The organism is Caballeronia temeraria (assembly GCF_001544795.2).
Lineage (GTDB): Bacteria > Pseudomonadota > Gammaproteobacteria > Burkholderiales > Burkholderiaceae > Caballeronia > Caballeronia temeraria.
Genome location: NZ_FCOI02000010.1, coordinates 97,380 through 117,903, shown reverse-complemented (window position 1 = coordinate 117,903; position 20,524 = coordinate 97,380). Strand labels below are relative to the sequence as shown.

13 protein-coding genes and 2 tRNA genes are annotated in these 20,524 nt (G+C 63.9%); 10 read left to right on the top strand and 5 right to left on the bottom strand.

Annotated elements, in window-relative coordinates; genetic code table 11:
• The first annotated feature begins 66 nt into the window (after nt 1-66).
• The 8 genes from tig to AWB76_RS16595 all read left to right on the top strand — a co-directional run bounded on the left by tig (nt 67) and on the right by AWB76_RS16595 (nt 9,233).
• Nucleotides 67-1,413, top strand: a complete 1,347-nt coding sequence (gene tig, locus AWB76_RS16630) for a trigger factor (RefSeq protein WP_061161226.1) — start codon at nt 67-69, stop codon at nt 1,411-1,413.
• Nucleotides 1,414-1,552: 139 nt separating this feature from the next.
• A complete protein-coding gene (clpP, locus tag AWB76_RS16625; protein WP_035498698.1) occupies nt 1,553-2,206 on the top strand; it encodes an ATP-dependent Clp endopeptidase proteolytic subunit ClpP in 654 nt (217 codons plus the stop codon).
• A gap of 172 nt (nt 2,207-2,378) precedes the next feature.
• Nucleotides 2,379-3,650 (top strand): ATP-dependent Clp protease ATP-binding subunit ClpX, encoded by a 1,272-nt coding sequence (clpX, locus tag AWB76_RS16620; RefSeq protein WP_008349753.1) that lies wholly within the window; start codon nt 2,379-2,381, stop codon nt 3,648-3,650.
• A 186-nt stretch (nt 3,651-3,836) separates the two neighbouring features.
• Nucleotides 3,837-6,260 carry an endopeptidase La gene (lon, locus tag AWB76_RS16615; RefSeq protein ID WP_061161225.1) on the top strand — a complete coding sequence of 808 codons (2,424 nt, stop codon included), beginning with the start codon at nt 3,837-3,839 and terminating at the stop codon, nt 6,258-6,260.
• Between the two features lie 262 nt (nt 6,261-6,522).
• On the top strand, nt 6,523-6,801 hold the full coding sequence (locus AWB76_RS16610; protein ID WP_279616420.1) for an HU family DNA-binding protein: 279 nt from the start codon (nt 6,523-6,525) through the stop codon (nt 6,799-6,801).
• Nucleotides 6,802-6,875: 74 nt separating this feature from the next.
• Nucleotides 6,876-6,951, top strand: a tRNA-Val gene (locus tag AWB76_RS16605).
• Between the two features lie 26 nt (nt 6,952-6,977).
• Nucleotides 6,978-7,054 (top strand) — tRNA-Asp (locus tag AWB76_RS16600).
• Nucleotides 7,055-7,307: 253 nt separating this feature from the next.
• A complete protein-coding gene (locus AWB76_RS16595) occupies nt 7,308-9,233 on the top strand; it encodes a SurA N-terminal domain-containing protein (RefSeq protein WP_061161223.1) in 1,926 nt (641 codons plus the stop codon).
• An 81-nt stretch (nt 9,234-9,314) separates the two neighbouring features.
• On the opposite strand, the gene AWB76_RS16590 is transcribed toward AWB76_RS16595, so the two are convergent.
• Nucleotides 9,315-9,656 carry a hypothetical protein gene (locus AWB76_RS16590; protein WP_061161222.1) on the bottom strand — a complete coding sequence of 114 codons (342 nt, stop codon included), beginning with the start codon at nt 9,654-9,656 and terminating at the stop codon, nt 9,315-9,317.
• A gap of 124 nt (nt 9,657-9,780) precedes the next feature.
• The gene (locus AWB76_RS16585) at nt 9,781-10,452 is read right to left on the bottom strand and encodes an arylesterase (protein WP_061161221.1); all 672 of its coding nucleotides are present in this window, start codon (nt 10,450-10,452) and stop codon (nt 9,781-9,783) included.
• On the opposite strand from AWB76_RS16585, the gene AWB76_RS16580 reads away from it, so the two are divergent.
• Nucleotides 10,451-11,152: an ABC transporter ATP-binding protein gene (locus tag AWB76_RS16580; protein ID WP_061161220.1), complete on the top strand. Its 702-nt coding sequence runs from the start codon at nt 10,451-10,453 to the stop codon at nt 11,150-11,152. The genes AWB76_RS16585 and AWB76_RS16580 overlap by 2 nt on opposite strands.
• A gap of 48 nt (nt 11,153-11,200) precedes the next feature.
• On the opposite strand, the gene pgi is transcribed toward AWB76_RS16580, so the two are convergent.
• The 3 genes from pgi to AWB76_RS16565 all read right to left on the bottom strand — a co-directional run bounded on the left by pgi (nt 11,201) and on the right by AWB76_RS16565 (nt 15,990).
• Nucleotides 11,201-12,835 carry a glucose-6-phosphate isomerase gene (gene pgi / locus AWB76_RS16575; protein WP_061161219.1) on the bottom strand — a complete coding sequence of 545 codons (1,635 nt, stop codon included), beginning with the start codon at nt 12,833-12,835 and terminating at the stop codon, nt 11,201-11,203.
• Nucleotides 12,836-13,039: 204 nt separating this feature from the next.
• Complete coding sequence (locus AWB76_RS16570) at nt 13,040-14,602, bottom strand: NAD(P)H-hydrate dehydratase (RefSeq protein ID WP_061161218.1); 1,563 nt, start codon at nt 14,600-14,602, stop codon at nt 13,040-13,042.
• 95 nt (nt 14,603-14,697) lie between these two features.
• Nucleotides 14,698-15,990 (bottom strand): FAD-dependent oxidoreductase, encoded by a 1,293-nt coding sequence (locus tag AWB76_RS16565; RefSeq protein ID WP_061161217.1) that lies wholly within the window; start codon nt 15,988-15,990, stop codon nt 14,698-14,700.
• 458 nt (nt 15,991-16,448) lie between these two features.
• On the opposite strand from AWB76_RS16565, the gene purL reads away from it, so the two are divergent.
• Entirely contained in the window at nt 16,449-20,486 is a 4,038-nt protein-coding gene (gene purL / locus AWB76_RS16560; protein WP_061161327.1) for a phosphoribosylformylglycinamidine synthase, read from the top strand.
• Nucleotides 20,487-20,524 lie beyond the last annotated feature (38 nt).

Here is a 20,524-nt window from a genome sequence, read left to right as displayed (position 1 = left end):
CGCGCCTTAAGAACCGCGGAAGAACCGAACACCGAATTTACGATTTACTCTAGGACGATTTCAGCCATGGCTAACGTAGTTGAGAACCTCGGCAAGCTCGAACGCCGCGTGACGATTTCCCTGCCGAAAGACACGGTGCAGAAGGAAGTGGATTCGCGCATCCGCCAGTTGGCCAAGAACGTGCGCATGCCGGGTTTCCGCCCGGGCAAGGTGCCGCTCAAGATGGTGACGCAGCAGTACGGCGGCCAGGTCGAGGCCGAAGTGTTGAGCGACAAGGTCGGCAAGGAATTCTTCGACGTCACGCGCGCCGAAAACTTGCGCGTCGCGGGCCAGCCGAGCTTCGCGCCGAAGTCGGAAGCCGCAACCGACGCCTACGCGTTCGACGCCACCTTCGAGGTGTATCCCGAAGTGCAGCTCGGCGACGTGACGAGCGCTGAAATCGAACGTACGGTCACGACCATCTCGGAAGCCGAAGTCGACCGCACGCTGGACATCCTGCGCAAGCAGCGCGTGCACTTCCACGCACGCGGCGAAGCCGGCGAGCACGGCGACGGCGGCGCGGACCTCGCAGCCAAGGAAGGCGACCGCGTGACGCTCGACTTCGTCGGCAAGATCGACGGCGTCGCGTTCGAAGGCGGCAGCGCGGAGGACTTCGCGTTCGTGCTGGGCGAAGGCCGCATGCTGCCCGAATTCGAGCAAGCTGCGACGGGCCTGAAAGCAGGCGAAACGCGCGAGTTCGACCTCAAGTTCCCCGAGGACTACCACGGCAAGGACGTGGCGGGCAAAACGGCGCAATTCACCATCACGGTCAAGAAGATCGAGTGGCCGCATCTGCCGGAAATCAACGCGGACTTCGCGAAGTCGCTCGGCATCGAAGACGGCGACCTCACGAAAATGCGCACCGAGATCAAGGACAACCTGGAGCGCGAAGCCAAGCGCCGCACGCAGCAGATCGTGAAGAACCAGGTCATGGACGCGCTCCTCAAGATCTCCGAGCTGGACGTGCCGAAGGCACTGATCGAGCAGGATCAGCAGCGCCTCGTCGAAATGGCTCGCCAGGACCTGCAGCAGCGCGGTGTGCCGAACGCCGCCGACGCGCCGATCCCGGCCGAAATGTTCGCCGAGCAGGCCGAGCGCCGCGTGAAGCTGGGCCTCGTGCTCGCCGAACTCGTGAAGGTCAATGAACTGCAGGCGAAGCCTGAGCAGATCCGCGCTGAAGTGGACGAATTCGCCAAGAGCTACGAAGACCCGAAGGAAGTCGTCCGCTGGTATTATTCGAACCAGCAGCGCCTCGCCGAGATGGAAGCGTACGTCGTCGAAAGCAACGTCGTCGATTTCGTCCTGGGCAAGGCCAAGGTGACCGACAAGGAAGTCAGCTTCGAGGAACTGGCCAGCGCAACGGCGCAAGCCTGACGCGTTAGGCAAGGGGCGTGCGGAGTCGTCGGACTGACGGCTCGCACGCCTTTTTTGCATTAAAGTTTGGGCGTTTGCATGCCGTTCTACTGGATGTTCCTTTGTCGTTCAGTATCCCTATTCCGAACAAGGAAATTGCATGACCTTTCGCGCTGAATTGCTCGACACGTTGGCGTCCCACGCATCGCGGGATTTCGAAGCCCAGGCGCTCGGCCTCGTTCCGATGGTCGTGGAAACGAGCGGCCGCGGCGAGCGTGCCTATGACATTTACTCGCGTCTCCTCAAGGAGCGCGTGGTGTTTCTCGTCGGTGAAGTGAACGACCAGTCGGCCAATCTCGTCGTCGCACAGTTGCTGTTCCTCGAAAGCGAGAATCCGGACAAGGACATCAGCCTTTACATCAACAGCCCCGGCGGCTCGGTTTCGGCCGGCATGGCGATCTACGACACCATGCAGTTCGTGAAGCCCGATGTCTCCACGCTGTGCATGGGTCTCGCCGCGAGCATGGGCGCGTTCCTGCTGGCGGCGGGTGCGAAGGGCAAGCGCGTCGCGCTGCCGAATGCGCGCGTGATGATCCACCAGCCGCTCGGCGGCGCACGCGGTCAGGCATCGGACATCGAGATCCAGGCGCGGGAAATCCTGTACCTGAAGGAACGTTTGAATCAGTTGCTGTCGCATCACACGGGTCAGCCGGTCGAGCGCATTGCGCGCGACACGGATCGCGACAACTTCATGTCGGGCGACGATGCGCAGGCTTACGGTCTCGTCGACCAGGTGCTTCACAAGCGTCCCTGAAGGCGTCCGGAGCGGCGCCGCGCCGGCTTCTGGAGGCAGGGCCGGCAAAGTACGAAGTCGCGCACGCGGCGCAACGCCAAAACGCGCTTCGTTTGTCCACGCGGGTGCGAATCTGCGTGGGCGAATCGAAGGGCGTATCATGTAACAAGAGTGTCCGGAGGCTTACACATTTATGGCGGACAAAAAAGGTTCCAGTAGCGAAAAGCTGCTGTATTGCTCGTTCTGCGGCAAAAGCCAGCATGAGGTCAAGAAGCTCATCGCCGGGCCGTCGGTGTTCATCTGCGATGAATGTATCGACCTGTGCAACGAGATCATTCGCGACGAGGCAGCCGGTGCGGCGGAGGAGGCCGGGCTGACCAAGTCCGACCTGCCGAGCCCGCAGGAAATCAGCGACATCCTCAATCAGTACGTGATCGGCCAGGAACGCGCGAAGAAAATTCTCGCGGTGGCCGTGTACAACCATTACAAGCGGCTCAAGCATCTCGACAAGAAGGACGACATCGAGCTGTCGAAGAGCAACATTCTCCTGATCGGGCCGACCGGCTCGGGGAAGACGCTGCTCGCGCAAACGCTCGCGCGCATGCTGAATGTGCCGTTCGTGATCGCGGATGCCACGACGCTGACCGAAGCCGGCTATGTCGGCGAGGACGTCGAGAACATCATTCAGAAGCTGCTGCAGAATTGCAATTACGAAGTCGACAAGGCGCAGCGCGGAATCGTGTACATCGACGAAATCGACAAGATCAGCCGCAAGTCGGACAACCCGTCCATCACGCGTGACGTGTCGGGCGAGGGCGTGCAGCAGGCGCTCCTGAAGCTGATCGAAGGCACAATGGCGTCGGTGCCGCCGCAAGGCGGACGCAAGCACCCGAATCAGGATTTCATCCAGGTCGACACGACCAATATCCTGTTCGTTTGCGGCGGCGCGTTCGACGGGCTTGAAAAAGTCATCACGGATCGCACCGAGAAAACCGGAATCGGTTTCGGCGCGAGCGTGAAGAGCAAGCAGGATCGTGACGCGGGCGAAGTCCTGCGCGAAGTCGAGCCGGAAGATCTGATCAAATTCGGTCTGATTCCGGAACTGATCGGCCGTCTGCCCGTTGTGGCGACGCTCGGCAAGCTCGACGAAGCCGCGCTCGTGAAGATTCTGATCGAGCCGAAGAACGCGCTCGTGAAGCAGTATCACAAGCTCTTTGCGATGGAACGCGTGGAACTGGAAATCCGTCCGGCGGCGCTCCAGGCCATCGCGCAGAAAGCGATTCGCCGCAAAACCGGCGCCCGCGGCCTGCGTTCGATTCTGGAACAGGCGTTGCTCGACGTGATGTACGAACTGCCGACGATGAAGGGCGTTTCGAAGGTGATCGTCGACGACAACACGATCGACGGCGACGGCAAGCCGCTGCTCATCTACGAAGACGCGCCGAAAGTAGCAGGATCGAACTGAAGCAGGCTGTGTGTCGGCGAAAGGTCGTTCATGGCGACGTGAACGGCCTTTTATTTTTGTCGGTTTATCTTGTGGACGTTACTGACGCGATCTTTGACTAACGACTTTTCCCTTCCGATAAAGGCTTGCAATAGCTCTGAACGGCCTTACTTACGACTGAACTGATTCCACTAATGGGGAAATGAAATGTCAGGAACCCAACTCCTCCCGCAGGAACGCATTACGCTGCCGCTGCTCCCGCTGCGCGACGTAGTCGTTTTCCCGCATATGGTGATTCCGCTCTTCGTCGGGCGGCCCAAGTCGATCAAGGCACTCGAAGCCGCGATGGAAGGCGGCAAGCACATCATGCTCGTCGCCCAGAAAACGGCGGCGAAGGACGAGCCGACCGAAAAGGACATGTACGAAGTAGGATGTGTCGCCAACATCCTGCAAATGCTGAAGCTGCCGGACGGCACCGTCAAAGTGCTCGTCGAAGGCCTACAGCGCGCGAAAACGCTCTCGATCGAAGAGCAGGAAACGCAGTTTTCCTGCGATGTCATGCCGCTCGAGCCGGATCACGCCGACAGCGCTGAAACCGAAGCGCTGCGCCGCGCGATCGTCTCGCAGTTCGATCAGTACGTGAAGCTCAACAAGAAGATTCCGCCCGAGATCCTGACGTCGCTGTCGGGCATCGACGAGGCGGGTCGTCTTGCGGACACCATCGCCGCGCATCTGCCGCTCAAGCTCGACCAAAAGCAGCACATCCTCGAGATGTTCCCTGTGATCGAGCGTCTGGAGCATTTGCTCGCCCAGCTCGAAGCCGAAATCGACATCCTTCAGGTCGAAAAGCGCATCCGTGGCCGCGTCAAGCGCCAGATGGAAAAGAGTCAGCGCGAGTACTACCTGAACGAGCAGGTCAAGGCCATCCAGAAGGAACTGGGCGAAGGCGAAGAGGGTGCGGATCTCGAAGAGCTCGAGAAGCGCATCACCGCCGCGCGCATGCCGAAGGAAGCCAAGAAGAAGGCCGATGCCGAGCTCAAGAAGCTCAAGCTGATGTCGCCGATGTCCGCGGAAGCGACGGTCGTGCGCAACTACATCGACACGCTGATCGGCTTGCCGTGGCGCAAGAAGAGCAAGGTCAACAACGACCTCTCGAACGCCGAGCGCGTGCTCGACGAAGACCACTTCGGCCTCGAAAAGGTCAAGGAACGCATTCTCGAATATCTCGCGGTTCAACAACGCGTCGAGAAGGTGAAAGCGCCGATCCTGTGCCTCGTCGGGCCTCCGGGCGTCGGCAAGACCTCGCTCGGGCAGTCGATCGCCCGCGCGACGAATCGCAAGTTCGTGCGCATGGCGCTCGGCGGCGTGCATGACGAGTCCGAGATTCGCGGTCACCGCCGCACGTATATCGGTTCCATGCCCGGCAAGATTTTGCAAAGCCTCTCGAAGGTCGGCGTGCGCAATCCGCTCTTCCTGCTCGACGAAGTCGACAAGATGGGCATGGATTTCCGTGGCGACCCGGCTTCCGCGCTGCTCGAAGTGCTCGATCCGGAGCAGAACCACACGTTCGCGGACCACTACATCGAAGTGGACTTCGACCTGTCCGACGTGATGTTCGTCGCGACGTCGAACTCGCTGAACATTCCGCCGCCGTTGCTCGACCGGATGGAAGTCATCCGCCTGTCGGGTTACACGGAAGACGAGAAGGTCAGCATCGCGACGCGTTACCTGCTGCCGAAGCAAAAGCGCAACAACGGCCTGAAGGACGGCGAAATCGACGTCACGGAGCAAGCCATTCGCGACATCATTCGTTACTACACGCGTGAAGCGGGCGTGCGTTCGCTCGAGCGTGAAGTGTCGAAGATCTGCCGCAAGGTCGTGAAGATGCTGCTGCTGAAGAAGGCCGAAGGCGCGGTGAAGGTGGACGGCTCGAATCTCGACACCTTCCTCGGCGTACGCAAGTACGACTTCGGTCTGGCCGCGAAGGAGAACCAGATCGGTCAGGTGACGGGTCTCGCGTGGACGGAAGTCGGCGGCGATCTGCTGACGATCGAAGCGGCGGTGATGCCCGGCAAGGGCGGCGTGATCCGCACGGGTTCGCTCGGCGACGTGATGAAGGAATCCGTCGAAGCGGCGCGTTCGGTGGTGCGTTCGCGTTCGCGCCGTCTCGGCATCGCGGACGAGTCCTTCGAGAAGAAGGACATCCACATTCACGTGCCGGAAGGCGCGACGCCGAAGGACGGTCCGTCCGCCGGTATCGCGATGACCACGGCGCTGGTGTCGGTGCTGACGGGCATTCCGGTTCGCGCGGATGTCGCGATGACGGGCGAAATCACGCTGCGCGGCGAAGTACTGCCGATCGGCGGATTGAAGGAGAAGCTGCTGGCGGCGCATCGCGGCGGCATCAAGCTCGTGCTGATTCCTGAGGAAAACACGAAGGATCTGGCCGACATCCCCGACAACGTGAAGAACGCCATCGAGATCGTGCCGGTTCGCTGGATCGATCGCGTGCTGGAACTGGCGCTCGAACGCGCGCCCGAGTCGTTGCCTGAAGACGAAGCGAAGGCCACGCCGGTCGCGGCCGAACAGCAGAAGGACGCGCCCGGTTCGGGTGAGGTCGTGAAGCACTAAGCGCGTCTTGCGGCACGGTTTCATGCCGTGTTGCGTGGTCGAAGCTAAAAAACCCGCGGGTTCGCCCGCGGGTTTTCTTTTTGTGCGCAGCGTTTCGAATGGACCTTCTAAATCGCCCGAAACCCGCGCTGAATAAGGCTCAACCCCCGTTGACACGGTTCTTTCGGCTAAGTTAAATAAGCGCCGCATCCAAACTTATCGAGATGCCATCCGCTTCGATGCCGGACCACATCGATGACAACGTGCCAATACTGATTCGGGGATCACAATGAACAAGACGGAACTGATCGACCATATCGCGCAGCATGCCGATATTTCCAAGGCCGCCGCCGGCCGCGCGCTCGATGCGGTCATCGGCGGGGTGAGCGCGACGTTGAAGAAGGGCGGCACCGTGACGCTCGTGGGCTTCGGCACGTTCGCCGTGGGCAAGCGCACCGCGCGCACGGGACGCAATCCGCGCACGGGCGACGCGATCAAGATCGAGGCCGCGAAGGTTCCGAAATTTCGCCCTGGCAAAGCGCTGAAGGATGCGCTAAACTAGTGGACTCGCTGGATACTGAGCTTCGCAAAACGAAGTGTTCTTTCCAGCGGCGCAAACCAGTTGAATTGCGAGCTGGGTGCTTAGCTCAGTTGGTAGAGCGGCGCCCTTACAAGGCGTAGGTCGGGAGTTCGAGCCTCTCAGCACCCACCAGGTCACAATTCATCGCGCACTACCCGGGAGCGGTAGTTCAGTTGGTTAGAATACCGGCCTGTCACGCCGGGGGTCGCGGGTTCGAGTCCCGTCCGCTCCGCCAGATTCGACAAGAAATCCCGTAAGCTTCGCGGCTTTCGGGATTCTTTTTGGGCGCGCACTCGTTAAGAATGCTAATGATTGCCTCGGTCCCGTGAATGCCGATTGGAAGCAACTTTTCAACCGAAACATCGCGCATTACGAAAAAGGGACGCGACAATTTCACATTCGGGAAAGCAAATCCCGTCCGCCTTTCGCCTTTTCCTCGCCCACTGTTGTAATATCGAGCGTTTTGTTATAACCACGCAGCGCTACGCATGCTCGACTTCTTCCGTAATCACCAGCGCCTGATGATGGCTCTGCTGATCCTGATTGTCGTGCCCGGTCTGGGCATGGTCGGGATTCAGGGCTTCAGCAACTATTTCGACGAAAAGACCTATGTCGCCAGCGTGAATGGTCACAAGATCACGCGCGCCGAATTCGACAGCGCCTTCCGGCAGCAAGTGGACCGCGCCCGCTCGATGCTCGGCTCGCAGTTCGACGCCAAGATGTTCGACACGCCCGAGGCACGTGCCGCGATGGTCGACAGCCTCGTGCAGCAACGCGCGATGGCCGACGAGACGCAGCGTCTGCATCTGACCGCGTCCGACGACGCCGTGCGCCGCGCACTGCTCAACGATCCGGTGATCTCGTCGCTGAAAAAGCCTGATGGCAGCATCGACCTCGAACGTTACAAGCAACTGCTCGCGATGCAGGGCATGACGCCTGCGCAGTACGACGAGCGCATGCGCTACAACATCGCGAACAGCCAGATTCCGGGCAGCATCCAGACGACGTCGTTCACGTCGAAATCGCTCGCGCAAAGCCTGACGGAACTTGCGGAGCAGAAGCGGTCGGTGCAGGGACTGTCGCTGCGCACGGCTGACTACACCGCGAAGGTCCAGCCGACCGACGCGCAACTCACCGCGTACTACGAAGCGCATCGCAACGACTTCGCGACGCCCGAAACGGCCACGATCCAGTACCTGCTGCTGTCGCCGTCGACGATTGCGGCGGCATCGAAGCCGAGCGACGCCGGTCTCAAGAAGTACTACGACGACAACATCCAGCGCTATCGCACGGAAGCGGAAGTGCGCGCGAGCCACATCCTCGTGAACGCGCCGAAGGATGCGAGCGCCGCGGATAAGGCCAAGGCGAAGCAGAAGGCCGAAGCGTTGCTCGCGCAAGTCAAGGCGCATCCGGACCAGTTCGCGCAGATCGCTCAGAAGAACTCGGACGATCCGGGCTCCGCGAGCAAGGGCGGCGATCTCGGCTACTTCGCCCACGGCCAGATCGCGGGCGGCAAGGCTTTCGACGACGCCGCGTTCGGCCTGAAGAAGGGCGAGGTGAGCAATATCGTCGAGTCGGATTTCGGCTATCACATCATCCAGGCGACCGACGTGAAGCCTTCCGTCACGAAGCCGTTCGATGAAGTGAAAGACGCGATCGCGAAGGACTACGCTGCTCAGCAAGGCACGAAGGGTTTCGCCGACGACGCGCAAGGTTTCACCGATCTCGTCTACGAGAAGGCGAAGTCGCTGCAGCCCGCCGCGGACAAGTACAAGCTGACGGTCCAGACCGCGACGGTCGGTCCGAAGCCGAATCCGCAATTGCCGCCGGACAATCCGCTCAACAATCCGAAGTTCCTCACGGCCGTATTCGCGCCGGACGCAGTGAAGGACCGCAACAACACGCAGGCCATCGACGTCGGCAACAACACGCTGATCGCCGCGCGCGTGACGGACTACAAGGCATCGACCGTTCCGGCGTTCGATGTCGTGAAGGACGACGTGCGCAAGAAGGTCGTCGCGGACATGGCCGCGGCGATGGCGAAGAAGGAAGGCGAGGCGAAGCTCGCGGACTTGCAGAAGTCGAAGTCGACCGAAGGTTTCACGTCGCCGGTCACGGTCTCGCGCAACGACGCGCAAGGCTTGCCGCCCGTCGCACTGAGCGCGATCTTCAAGGCGGATGGATCGAAGCTGCCGTCGTATGTCGGCGTCGATCTCGGCGCGGAAGGGTATGCGATCTATCGCGTGAACGGCATCGAGAAGGCCACGCCGGTCGCCGCCGATCGTCTCGCGGGCGCGCAGCAGCAGGTCGCGCAAGTGTATGCGCAGGCCGACATGGAGGCGTACATCGATTCGTTGAAGGCTCGCTCGAAGGTCAAGCTGAGTCAGGCGCCGCCGCCGTCGTCGTCGAACTGATTGGCGTCGAGGTCACAAAAAAAGCCCCGCTTTCGAAAGAAGGCGGGGCTTTTGTTTGGCTATGCCGTCACGGAACGGCGCTTACAGGCAAGTCTGGATATCGCCGCTTGCCTGGCTGCCGGCCGCGCCCGACGCGCGGAAGCCGACCCACGAGCCCGGACCCGACCATGCCGGGTGCACGACGGCCGCCGCGCCGTTAGGCGGCTGCTGACCGGGCACATACACGTCGACGCCCTGATTGTTTGCCAGCGTGTTCTGCGATACGACTTGCTGCTGCGACTTGTCGGCCCACTTTTGCGCGATGCACTGCGCGACGACGTTCGGCGCCTTCTGGCTCGTGCCGACTTGTTGTACGCCGGCGGGCGGCTGAGCAGCACAGGCCGAGATCGCGACGGTCAGGGCGAGAAGAGGGATAAATTTCACGTGACCTCCTTGTAGAGTCGCTCACGAAACGAGCGGGGTTATAAGAGTTACGCGAAAGTCTCAGATATCTGAATCGTGGCCGTGTTCCGCGTGAGGTTGCAAAGGCTGACGCGGCCGGCGTCGTCTAATGCGACGCATTGGCGCCCAGCAAGGGTTTCAAGGTTGGCCAGACGTTATCCAATAGCAAAGGCTGGGCCTGCACCGTCGGATGAATCTGGTCGGCCTGGAACATGGCAGGCTTCTCAGCAATGCCTGCAAGCAGGAAGGGCACGAGCGGCACGTTCTTGTCCTTGGCGATGCGCTCATAGACCGCATGGAACTTTTGCGTGTAGTCGGGGCCGTAATTGGGCGGGACGTACATGCCGATGAGCAAGACTTTCGCATGCGCGGCCTGCGATGCATCGACGATGCTGCGCAGATTCGTCTCCGTCGTCGCGAGGGGCACGCCACGCAGCGCATCGTTCGCGCCAAGCTCGACGATCACGACCGCTGGCTTGATGCGCGCCAGCACCGCGGTCAAGCGCGCGCGTCCGCCGCTCGTGGTGTCGCCGCTGATGCTGGAATTTGCGACGCTATAATCGAAACGCTCCTTCGCCAGCTTGTCGCGCAACAGATTCACCCAGCCGGTGTCGCGCGGCAGACCGTATTCGGCCGAGAGGCTGTCGCCGAGCACGACGATCGCGGGCTTCGGTTGTGGCGCCGCTTGCGCATCGGCGGCGTGCGCGCTCGCCGGCCATGCCGCCATCAACGCGATCGCGGGCACGAGGCCGCGCAAGTTCTTTTTCAGAGTGTCCATGCAAAACAATATCGAGCCGGTCATCGAAGTACGGGGATTAAGCAAGCGAGTGAAGGACGCAACGGGCGAGCTCACGATTCTCGATCAGATCGATCTGTCGATCGCGAAGGGTAGCAGCGTCGCGATCGTCGGGGCATCGGGCTCGGGCAAGTCGACATTGCTCGGCCTGCTCGCCGGATTGGACAGCGCGAGCGAGGGCTCGGTTCGTCTGCTCGGCAAGGAGTTGTCGACGCTGAACGAAGACGAACGCGCGGCGCTCAGAAGCGGCGCGGTCGGCTTCGTGTTCCAGTCGTTCCAGTTGATGCCGCATCTGACCGCGCTCGAAAACGTGATGCTGCCGCTCGAATTGCGCGCCGAGATGCCGCACGGCGAGATCGCGGCGCGCGCGCGCTCGCTGCTCGATCAGGTCGGTCTCGCGCAGCGCACGGGCCATTATCCGAAGCTGCTGTCTGGCGGCGAGCAACAGCGCGTGGCGCTTGCGCGCGCCTTCGTCACGCATCCCGCCGTACTCTTCGCCGACGAACCCACGGGCAGCCTCGATGCCGCCACGGGCTACGCGATCATCGATCTGATGTTCGAGATGAACCGCCGCAACGGCGCGACGCTCGTGCTTGTCACGCATGACGCCGAACTCGCCGAGCGTTGCGACGCGACGGTGACGATCGAAGCGGGGCGGCTCGTCAACGGCCTGAGCGTATAAAAAACCCGCGACGCAAAAGCGCCGCGGGCCACGTCTCTAACGCATGCTTCAGCGCTTCAATGCTTTGCGCGCACGCGCGATCAAGGCAGACGTCGACGAGTCATGCTTGGCCGGATCGGCGCTCGCGGCGGTGATATCGGCCTCGACGACTTTGCCGAGAATCTTGCCCAACTCCACGCCCCACTGATCGAACGAGTTGATGTCCCACACCGTGCCTTGCACCAGCACCTTGTGCTCGTAGAGCGCGATGAGCGCGCCGAGCGACTGCGGCGTGAGCGCATCGAGCATGATGGTCGTGGTCGGGCGGTTGCCGGGGAAGCTCAGATGCGTCGCCAGTTCTTCCTTGCCCGGACCCGCGACCTTCTTCGCTTCTTCGAGCGTGCGGCCGAGCATCAGCGCTTCGCTCTGCGCGAAGCAGTTGGCGAGCAGCTTCGCGTGATGATCGACGAGCGGATGCTCCGGCGTCAGCACGGCGATGAAGTCGATCGGGATGATCGTCGGCCCTTGATGCAGCATCTGGAAGAACGCGTGCTGGCCGTTCGTGCCCGGCTCGCCCCAGATCACGGCGGCGGTCGGATAGTCGACCATCTTGCCGTCGAGGCGCGCGGACTTGCCGTTGCTTTCCATCTCCAGTTGCTGGAGATAGGAAGGCAGATAGTGCAGCGCCTGCGAATACGGCGCGACGAGATCGCTCTGCGAGCCGAAGAAATTGCGATACCAGATGCCGATCATGCCCATCAGCACGGGCAGGTTCTTGTCGAGCGGCGCGGTGCGGAAGTGCTCGTCCATCGCGGCGGCGCCTTGCAGCAGCGCATCGAAATTCTGCGGGCCGACCGACAGCATGATCGACAGACCGACCGCCGACCACAGCGAGTAGCGTCCGCCGACCCAGTCCCACATCTCGAACACGTTTTCCTGCGCGATGCCGAACTTGACCACTTCGGCCGGATTCGCCGACACGCCGACAAAGTGCTTCGAAAGCTGATCTTCGGGACAGCCGGACTTCAGGAACCAGTCGCGCATGGAGTGCGCGTTGGTCATCGTTTCGAGCGTCGTGAAGGTCTTGGAGACGACGATCGCGAGCGTCTCTTCGGCGTCGACTTGCTGAAGGACGTTCCAGAGATCGGCGCCGTCGACATTCGATACGAAATGCGTGTCGAGATCCTTCGACGCCAGATGATGCAGCGCGTGCACGACCATCTTCGGCCCGAGATCCGACCCGCCGATGCCGATGTTCACCACATGGCGAATGCGCTTGCCGCTATAGCCTTTCCACGAGCCGTCGCGAACCTTGTCGGAGAAGGCGGCCATCTTGGCCTTTTCCTTCTGCACCTGCTCGTAGAAGGGCGCGTCGGGCGATTGCGCGCGCAGCGCCGTATGCAGCACCGCGCGATGTTCGGTGATATTGACGATATCGCCGCGGAACATCGCATCGCGGCGTTCGGTGACCTTGGCCTGCTGCGCGACGTCGACGAGCAGCTTGAGCGTTTCGTCCTTGACGCGATTCTTGGAGAAGTCGATTGCGAGGCCGCCGCCCGCGAACGTGAGGCGCTCGGCGCGCGTGGGCGCGGTGTCGTTCTGCGGCGCGAACCAGTCGCGCAGGCGCTCGCCGGAGATGGCATCGTAATGCGTCTGGAGCGCCGACCAGGCAGGAAGCGAATTGAGCATCGAGTTTTGGGTCATGAGCGGTCCGTTAGTCTGAGAGTGACAGAGGAATACGTTCGTGCGATTGCGGCTCGGCTTGCCTGTGCGTCGTGTCTGGTGAACGCGACTGACGCACACATGAGCGGCCGCGGTTGCCCGAATCAAAAAAGAGTATAGCGACGATGCATGACCGGATGCTTGCAAAGCGTCATGACGGCCTGGCAAGCGAGTGCGCGAGCGCTGTCAGCTTCGCGCGTGCTCCGCGTAAAAACGCCGGTTGATGAGACTCCGCACGGCCGGCGCGAGTTCGCCCGCCGTCAATCCGGCCGGGCCGATGCCGTCGTCGGTGAGCGTCTGCGCGGCCAGTCCGTGCAAATAGACGCCCGCAAGCGCGGCTTCGTACGCGGGCAGTTTCTGCGCGAGCAATGCTCCGATCAATCCGCCGAGCACGTCGCCGGTGCCGCCGGTCGCGAGTCCGGCGTTGCCGGTCGGATTCACGGCGACGCGGCCATCGGGCGAGGCGATCACCGTGCCCGAGCCCTTGAGCACCGCGATCGACGCATAGCGCGCGGCAAGCTGGCGCGCGGCCGCGACGCGATCGGCCTGAACGGCTTTCGCGTCGCTTTGCAGGAGACGCGCGGCTTCGAGCGGATGCGGCGTCAGGATGCACGGATCGCCCTGCGCGCCACGCGCCGCGACGGCGCAAGCGAGCGCGTCGTCTTTCGCGATGAGATTGAGCGCATCGGCGTCGAGCAGTTTGGGGACGTCGAGTTTCAGCACGCCGGTCAGCACCGTTTTGGCGCGCTCGCTTGTGCCCATGCCGCAGCCGATGGACAGCGCGTCCATCTTGTCGAGCGCGAAGCCATCGACGTGATGCAGCATCAGTTCCGGATGCGGCGGATCGTAAGGCGGAAAGCCTTCGCCCAGGAACGCGATGTGGACTTTACCCGCGCCGCCGTAGAGCGCCATGCGCGCGGCGAGAACCGGCGCGCCGCACATGCCGGTATCGCCGCCGATCACCGCGAGCGAGCCGAACGTGCCCTTGTTGGTCGCGTTGTCGCGCGGCGGCATGGCCGCGCCGAAAAGCGCGGGCGCGTTGAGCACGATCGAAGGCGCGGCGCTCGCGTCGACCTCCAGCGTCGACACGAAAAGGCGTCCGGTCAGATCGCGGCCGAGCGACGTGAAATGCCCAGGCTTCGCGCCGATGAACGTGATGGTGTCCGTCGCGCGCACGGCCTCGCCGCCGTTCACGGGCGCGCCGGTGTCGCTGTTCAGGCCGCTGGCGACATCGAGCGCGAGCACGCGGCCCGACGCGCGCGAGCGGCGCGTCATGCGCGCGGCGATATGCGCGAACACGCCTTCGAGCGGCCGCGTGAGGCCGATGCCGAACATGCCGTCGACGAGCCAGCCGTAATCGTCGAAGGATGCGGGCGGCGTGTCGTCGATGGCCACGCCCGCCGCGCGCGCCGCGTCGAGCGCCCAGCGCGCGTCGTCGGGCTTGACTTCGACGGGCATGCACACGCGCACCGCGATGCCCGCCCGATGGAGGTGCTCGGCCATCACGAGCGCATCGCCGCCGTTGTTGCCGGGACCGGCGACGAGCCATACCGGCAACGCGCGCGATTGCGGATCGTGTTCGAGCGCTTCGATCAGGCATTGCGCGGCGGCTCCGCCCGCGCGCGCCATCAGCGTATGCGGCGGCAGCGCGGCGGCGGCGCGCGCTTCGAGCGTGCGCAACTCGGCAAGCGTCAGAAGCGCGAGCGGATCGTCTTTGGGCGTGAAATAAGGCGAGCGGGCAGCGGTCATGGCGGGCACGGAAGGGCGCTTCGGGAATCGAATCGTTCGCAGACCCGGCTTCGCCCGCACGCGTCGTGCCCGTCAGGGCCGTGCGCGCCGCATCGTCAGAAGCGCTCGACGCTCAACGCAGCGAGCGCGCTCGCGGAAATGTCGGGGGTGACGCCGGAAACGAGGTCCGCGATCACTTTAGCAGACCCGCATGCGAGGCCCCAGCCGGCGGGGCCATGCGCCGCGTTCACGAACAGCCGCGGATGCCGCGTCGCACCGACGATCGGCAGGCCGTCGGCGGTGACGAGCCGCAGCCCTTCCCACGCACGCGCGGCGGAGACACGCGCCGCGCCCGGAATCCAGTCGTGGGTGCCCTGGCCGAGCAGGTCGAGCGCGCGGCGCGACAGGGTGGCATCGAGCGGCTTGTCGGCCTTGGACGCGCTCTGGAACACGCCCGCGCCCCCGACACGCAAGCGCTGGTTGATGCGCGTCATGGTGATGCGCTTGATCGAATCGACGACCGTCAGATGCGGCGCGCGCTCCTCGTACGCGACGGGCGCCGTGAGCGTATGCACACGCAGCGCGAAGAGCGACGACGCCGACTCGATGCCGCCGATCAGCCCCGGCGTGCCCGTGCCCGCCGCGACGACGATCGCGTCCGCCGTGATCAGCTCGACATCGGCGCTGCGTCGCTTGGCATCGTTCGGATCGGCGAGTTCGACCGCCGCGCGCGCGCCATCCAGACGCAGCGACGCGACCGCGCGATGCATGCGGAACTGCACGCCGTCGTCTTCGAGCACCTGCTTCAGTTGCTTGGTGAAGAGCGGGCAGTTCGCGGTGCGCTCGTCGGGCAGAAGCACGCCGCCCGCGAAATCGGAGTGATCCGGCACGGAAGGCTCGACGGCGATGCATTCCTCGGGCGTCAGGAGCTTGTACGGCACGCCGCATCCCTTCAGCAGATCGATGGCCGGCTGCGCCTCCTCGAGCTCGCGCGGCTGCCGGAACACATGCAACATGCCGCGGCGTTGCTCGAAATCAAGCTCCAGGCGGCTTTCGATCTCCGCGAGCACGCGCCGCGACGTCGCGACGAGCGGCTGCAGATGCGCATACTGGGCGGCGAACGTCTCGGAATTGCGCAGCGTCGCGAGTTGCTTGATGAAATCCCGCGCGGCCGAGTCGAAGCCGGTCTTGACCACCATGCCGCTTTGCTTAGAGCGGCTCGACGCCATGAAAGTCGGTCCGAACCAGACATCGAGCGGCGAGGGCAGCAGCGCGCCGCCCTGTCCGTAGGTGGCGCCTTGCGCGACGGTCGCGTGCCGTTCGACCACGCACACGCGATGGCCGGCCGCATGCAACTGATAAGCGGTGGCGATGCCGGCGATTCCTCCGCCGATGACGATGACATCCATGACTTTTTGTGCCCGAAGGCGCGAGATTGCGGTGCGGCGTGATGCTCGGACGCAAGCGTCCGGCTGCTGCGTTGACGGTAAAACGACAGGTCGGCGGCGTGATTCGGCGCGCGCCGTACCCGAAGAAAGCGCGCCATGATAGCGCCAAAATCGGTTGCGGGGGACGGCAAACCGGGCGCTCGTGCGGCCTGCGGCACGCTCTGTCGCGGACGGCCGGCCAGCGCGACGCATTTTCGGGATGCGCGATGACGCGCGTCGTGCCGCGCGCGCGCCGCCGCGTGGCGGCCGGACGGACCGGTCCAGCCGATTTCGAGACGCTTCCGGGTTATAATCGCGGTCTTCCTTTCGCCTCACGCCGTTTAGCGTGCTCGAGTCCGAATTTGCAAATTTCCGGATTTGCAAAAATGCGATCGAGCGTCGCGCGAGCGGCACACAGACGTCATCGACGCACCGTCACAATGGCCCACTTCTCGTGTTTCCCCGGCGCTTCGGCCCTCTCCGATTTCCGTCAGACCCGCCTTCTCGAAACGCTCGCCCGCATCGACGCGAATATCGTCGGCGTGCGCGGCCAGTTCCTGCACTTCGTCAACGCATCCGAGCCGCTCACGGACGATGACAACAGCCGCATCGCGGCGCTGATGCACTACGGCGCGCCGTTCGAGGAATCGAAGGAGCGCGGCCATGTCGAGACCTTCATGGTCGTGCCGCGCTTTGGCACCGTCTCGCCGTGGGCGAGCAAGGCGAGCGACATCGCGCATCACTGCGGGCTCGAGAAAGTGCGACGCATCGAGCGCGGCGTCGAGTACTCGGTCATCATGAAAAGCGGCTTTCTCGGCGGCAAGAAGGCGCTGTCGGACGAAGCGCGCGCGGCCGTCGCGGATGCCTTGCACGACCGCATGACGGAGAGCGTCGCGGCATCGCGCGACGCGGCGCTGCATCTCTTCGACGAGCTGCCCGCGAAGCCCTTGCAGACCGTCGACATCATCGGCACGGGCCGTAAGGCGCTGGAAGCCGCGAACAGCGAGCTCGGCCTCGCGCTCGCGGACGACGAGATCGACTATCTCGTGAACGCGTTCGAGAGCCTGCAACGCAATCCGACCGACGTCGAACTGATGATGTTCGCGCAGGCCAACAGCGAACACTGCCGCCACAAGATTTTCAACGGCGAGTGGACCATCGACGGCGAAAAGCAGGACATGTCGCTGTTCCAGATGATCCGCAATACGGAAAAGCTGAATCACGCGGGCACGATCGTCGCGTATTCGGACAACTCGGCGATCATGCAGGGCGGCATCGCGGAGCGCTGGTTCCCGCGCGGCGCCGACGAGCAGTATCAGCGTCATGTGGAAATGACCCACACGCTGATGAAGGTCGAGACGCACAATCACCCGACCGCGATTTCCCCGTTCGCGGGCGCGGCGACGGGCTCGGGCGGCGAAATCCGCGACGAAGGCGCAACGGGCCGCGGCGCGCGTCCGAAGGCCGGTCTGGCGGGCTTCACCGTGTCGAACCTGGACTTGCCCGACGCGCGCGAAAAGTGGGAAAACGACCGCGATTGCGCCGTGCCGCCGACTTCGCGCAATCCGGCCGACAAGAACGAGCCGTATGGCCGACCGGACCGCATCGCGTCGCCGTTGCAGATCATGATCGACGGGCCGATCGGCGCCGCCGCGTTCAACAACGAATTTGGCCGCCCGAACCTCGGCGGCTATTTCCGCACGTACGAGCAGAACGTCGCGGGCCGCGTGCGCGGCTATCACAAGCCGATCATGATCGCGGGCGGCATCGGCAATATTTCGGACCAGCACACGCACAAGAACGATCTGCCGGCGGGCACGCTGCTGATCCAGATCGGCGGGCCGGGCATGCGCATCGGCATGGGCGGCGGCGCGGCATCGTCGATGGCAACGGGCGCGAACACCGCCGAGCTCGATTTCGACTCGGTCCAGCGCGGCAATCCGGAAATCCAGCGCCGCGCGCAGGAAGTGATCAACGCGTGCTGGCAGCAGGGCGACGGCAATCCGATCCTGTCGATTCACGACGTCGGCGCGGGCGGCATCTCGAACGCGTTCCCGGAGCTCGTCGATGGCGCGGGCAAGGGCGCGCGCTTCGAGCTGCGCAAGGTTCAGCTCGAAGAGAGCGGCCTGTCGCCGCGCGAAATCTGGTCGAACGAGGCGCAAGAACGTTACGTGCTGGCCATTGCGCCCGCCGATCTGCCCGCGTTCCAGGCGATCTGCGAGCGCGAGCGCTGCCCGGTGGCAGTCGTCGGCGTGGCGACGGAAGAGCGGCAGTTGAAGCTCATCGACGACGCCAACGAAGGCCAGGAACCCGTCGACATGCCGATGGACGTGCTGCTCGGCAAGCCGCCCAAGATGCATCGCGACGTGACGCGCGAGCACGCGCAGTTCACGCCGGTCGACGTGACCGGTCTCGCGCTCTCCGAAGTCGCCATCGACGTGCTGAAGCACCCGACGGTCGCGAGCAAGTCGTTCCTCATCACGATCGGCGACCGTTCGGTCGGCGGCACGACCGCGCGTGACCAGTTCGTCGGTCCGTGGCAGGTGCCCGTCGCCGATTGCGCCGTCACGACGATGGACTACGCGGGCTTTCGCGGCGAAGCCATGACGATGGCCGAGCGCACGCCGCTCGCCGTCATCGACGCGCCCGCGTCCGGCCGCATGGCGGTGGGCGAAGCGGTGACGAACATCGCGTCGGCGCCGATCGAATCGCTGAACAAGCTCAAGCTCTCCGCGAACTGGATGGCCGCGTGCGGCAGCGCGGGCGAGGACGCCGCGCTCTACGACACCGTGAAGGCGATCGGCATGGAGCTGTGCCCCGCGCTCGGCATCAGCATTCCGGTCGGCAAGGATTCGCTGTCGATGCGCACCCAATGGCAGGACGCACGCGGCGGCGCGCGCGAGGTGGTGTCGCCGGTGTCGCTGATCATTTCGGCGTTCGCGCCGGTCGAGGACGTGCGCCGCCATCTGACGCCGCAACTCGTCGACGATACGAATACGGTGCTGATCGCCATCGATCTGGGGCGCGGCCGCAACCGCATGGGCGGCAGCATTCTCGCGCAGGTGACGCAGCAGGTCGGCGACGCGGTGCCCGATGTCGACGATCCCGAAGACCTGAAGCGCTTCTTCACCGCGATTCAGGCGCTCAACGCCGATGGCAAGCTGCTCGCCTACCACGACCGCTCGGACGGCGGCCTGTGGGCGACGGTCTGCGAGATGGCGTTCGCGGGCCACGTGGGCGTGTCGCTGAACATCGACATGCTGACGCTCGACGCCGATCACGAATCCGATTACGGCGACGCGAAAGACTGGGCGAAGCAGACGAGCGGCCGCCGCGACGACCGCACGATCCGCGCGCTGTTCTCGGAAGAACTCGGCGCGGTCGTGCAGGTGCGCGCGTCGGATCGCGACGCGGTGCTCGGCGCGCTGCGCGAACACGGTTTGTCGGCGTGCTCGCATGTGATCGGCAAGCCGAACCAGAACGGCGCAATCGAGATTTATCGCGACGCGAAGAAGATTTTCGATGCTCCGCGCGTCGAGCTGCATCGCGCGTGGAGCGAGGTGAGCTGGCGTATCGCGCGTCTGCGCGACAATCCGGCCTGCGCCGACGCCGAATACGACGCGCTGCTCGATGCCGCCGATCCCGGCATCACGCCCGTGCTGACGTTCGATCCGGCCGAAGACGTCGCTGCGCCGTTCATCGCGACGAACAAACGTCCGCGTGTCGCGATTCTGCGCGAACAGGGCGTGAACTCGCATCTGGAAACGGCTTACGCGTTCGATCGCGCCGGCTTCGACGCGCACGACGTCCACATGAGCGACCTGCTCGACCGGCGCGCCACGCTCGCCGATTTCGCGGGTGCGGTCGCGTGCGGCGGCTTCTCGTACGGCGACGTGCTCGGCGCGGGCGAGGGCTGGGCGAAGACGATCCGCTTCAACGCGAAACTCGCCGACATGTTCGCGGCGTTCTTCGCGCGCCCGGATACCTTCGCGCTCGGCATCTGCAACGGCTGCCAGATGATGTCGAGCCTGGCGTCGATCATCCCCGGCGCGGAAAACTGGCCGAAGTTCACGCGCAACAAGTCCGAGCAGTTCGAAGCGCGCTTCTCGCTCGTCGAAGTGCAGAGCTCGCCGTCGATCTTCTTCGCCGGCATGGAAGGCTCGCGCATTCCGGTGGCGGTCGCGCACGGCGAAGGCTTCGCTGACTTTTCGCAGCAAGGCGATCAGGCGCAGGCGCTCGTCGCGATGCGTTATGTCGATCATCGCGGCAATGCGACGGAGCAGTATCCGTTCAACCCGAACGGCTCGCCGCAGGGCATCACGTCGGTCACGACGCCCGATGGCCGCTTCACCGTGCTGATGCCGCACATGGAGCGCGTGCACCGCAACGTGCAGATGAGCTGGACGCCCGGCGACTGGACCACCGACGGCAGCCCGTGGCTGCGCGTGTTCCAGAACGCGCGACGCTTCCTCGGCTGATCGCGCGCATCGCCGTTTCGCTGCATCGTCGACACGGA

Bases quoted from the DNA above. Each gene is read 5' to 3' on its own strand.
- tig (WP_061161226.1), top strand. From the start codon at position 67: ATGGCTAACGTAGTTGAGAACCTCGGCAAGCTCGAACGCCGCGTGACG.
- clpP (WP_035498698.1), top strand. From the start codon at position 1,553: ATGACCTTTCGCGCTGAATTGCTCGACACGTTGGCGTCCCACGCATCG.
- clpX (WP_008349753.1), top strand. From the start codon at position 2,379: ATGGCGGACAAAAAAGGTTCCAGTAGCGAAAAGCTGCTGTATTGCTCG.
- lon (WP_061161225.1), top strand. From the start codon at position 3,837: ATGTCAGGAACCCAACTCCTCCCGCAGGAACGCATTACGCTGCCGCTG.
- AWB76_RS16595 (WP_061161223.1), top strand. From the start codon at position 7,308: ATGCTCGACTTCTTCCGTAATCACCAGCGCCTGATGATGGCTCTGCTG.
- AWB76_RS16580 (WP_061161220.1), top strand. From the start codon at position 10,451: ATGCAAAACAATATCGAGCCGGTCATCGAAGTACGGGGATTAAGCAAG.
- AWB76_RS16585 (WP_061161221.1), bottom strand. From the start codon at position 10,452: ATGGACACTCTGAAAAAGAACTTGCGCGGCCTCGTGCCCGCGATCGCG.
- pgi (WP_061161219.1), bottom strand. From the start codon at position 12,835: ATGACCCAAAACTCGATGCTCAATTCGCTTCCTGCCTGGTCGGCGCTC.
- AWB76_RS16570 (WP_061161218.1), bottom strand. From the start codon at position 14,602: ATGACCGCTGCCCGCTCGCCTTATTTCACGCCCAAAGACGATCCGCTC.
- AWB76_RS16565 (WP_061161217.1), bottom strand. From the start codon at position 15,990: ATGGATGTCATCGTCATCGGCGGAGGAATCGCCGGCATCGCCACCGCT.
- purL (WP_061161327.1), top strand. From the start codon at position 16,449: ATGGCCCACTTCTCGTGTTTCCCCGGCGCTTCGGCCCTCTCCGATTTC.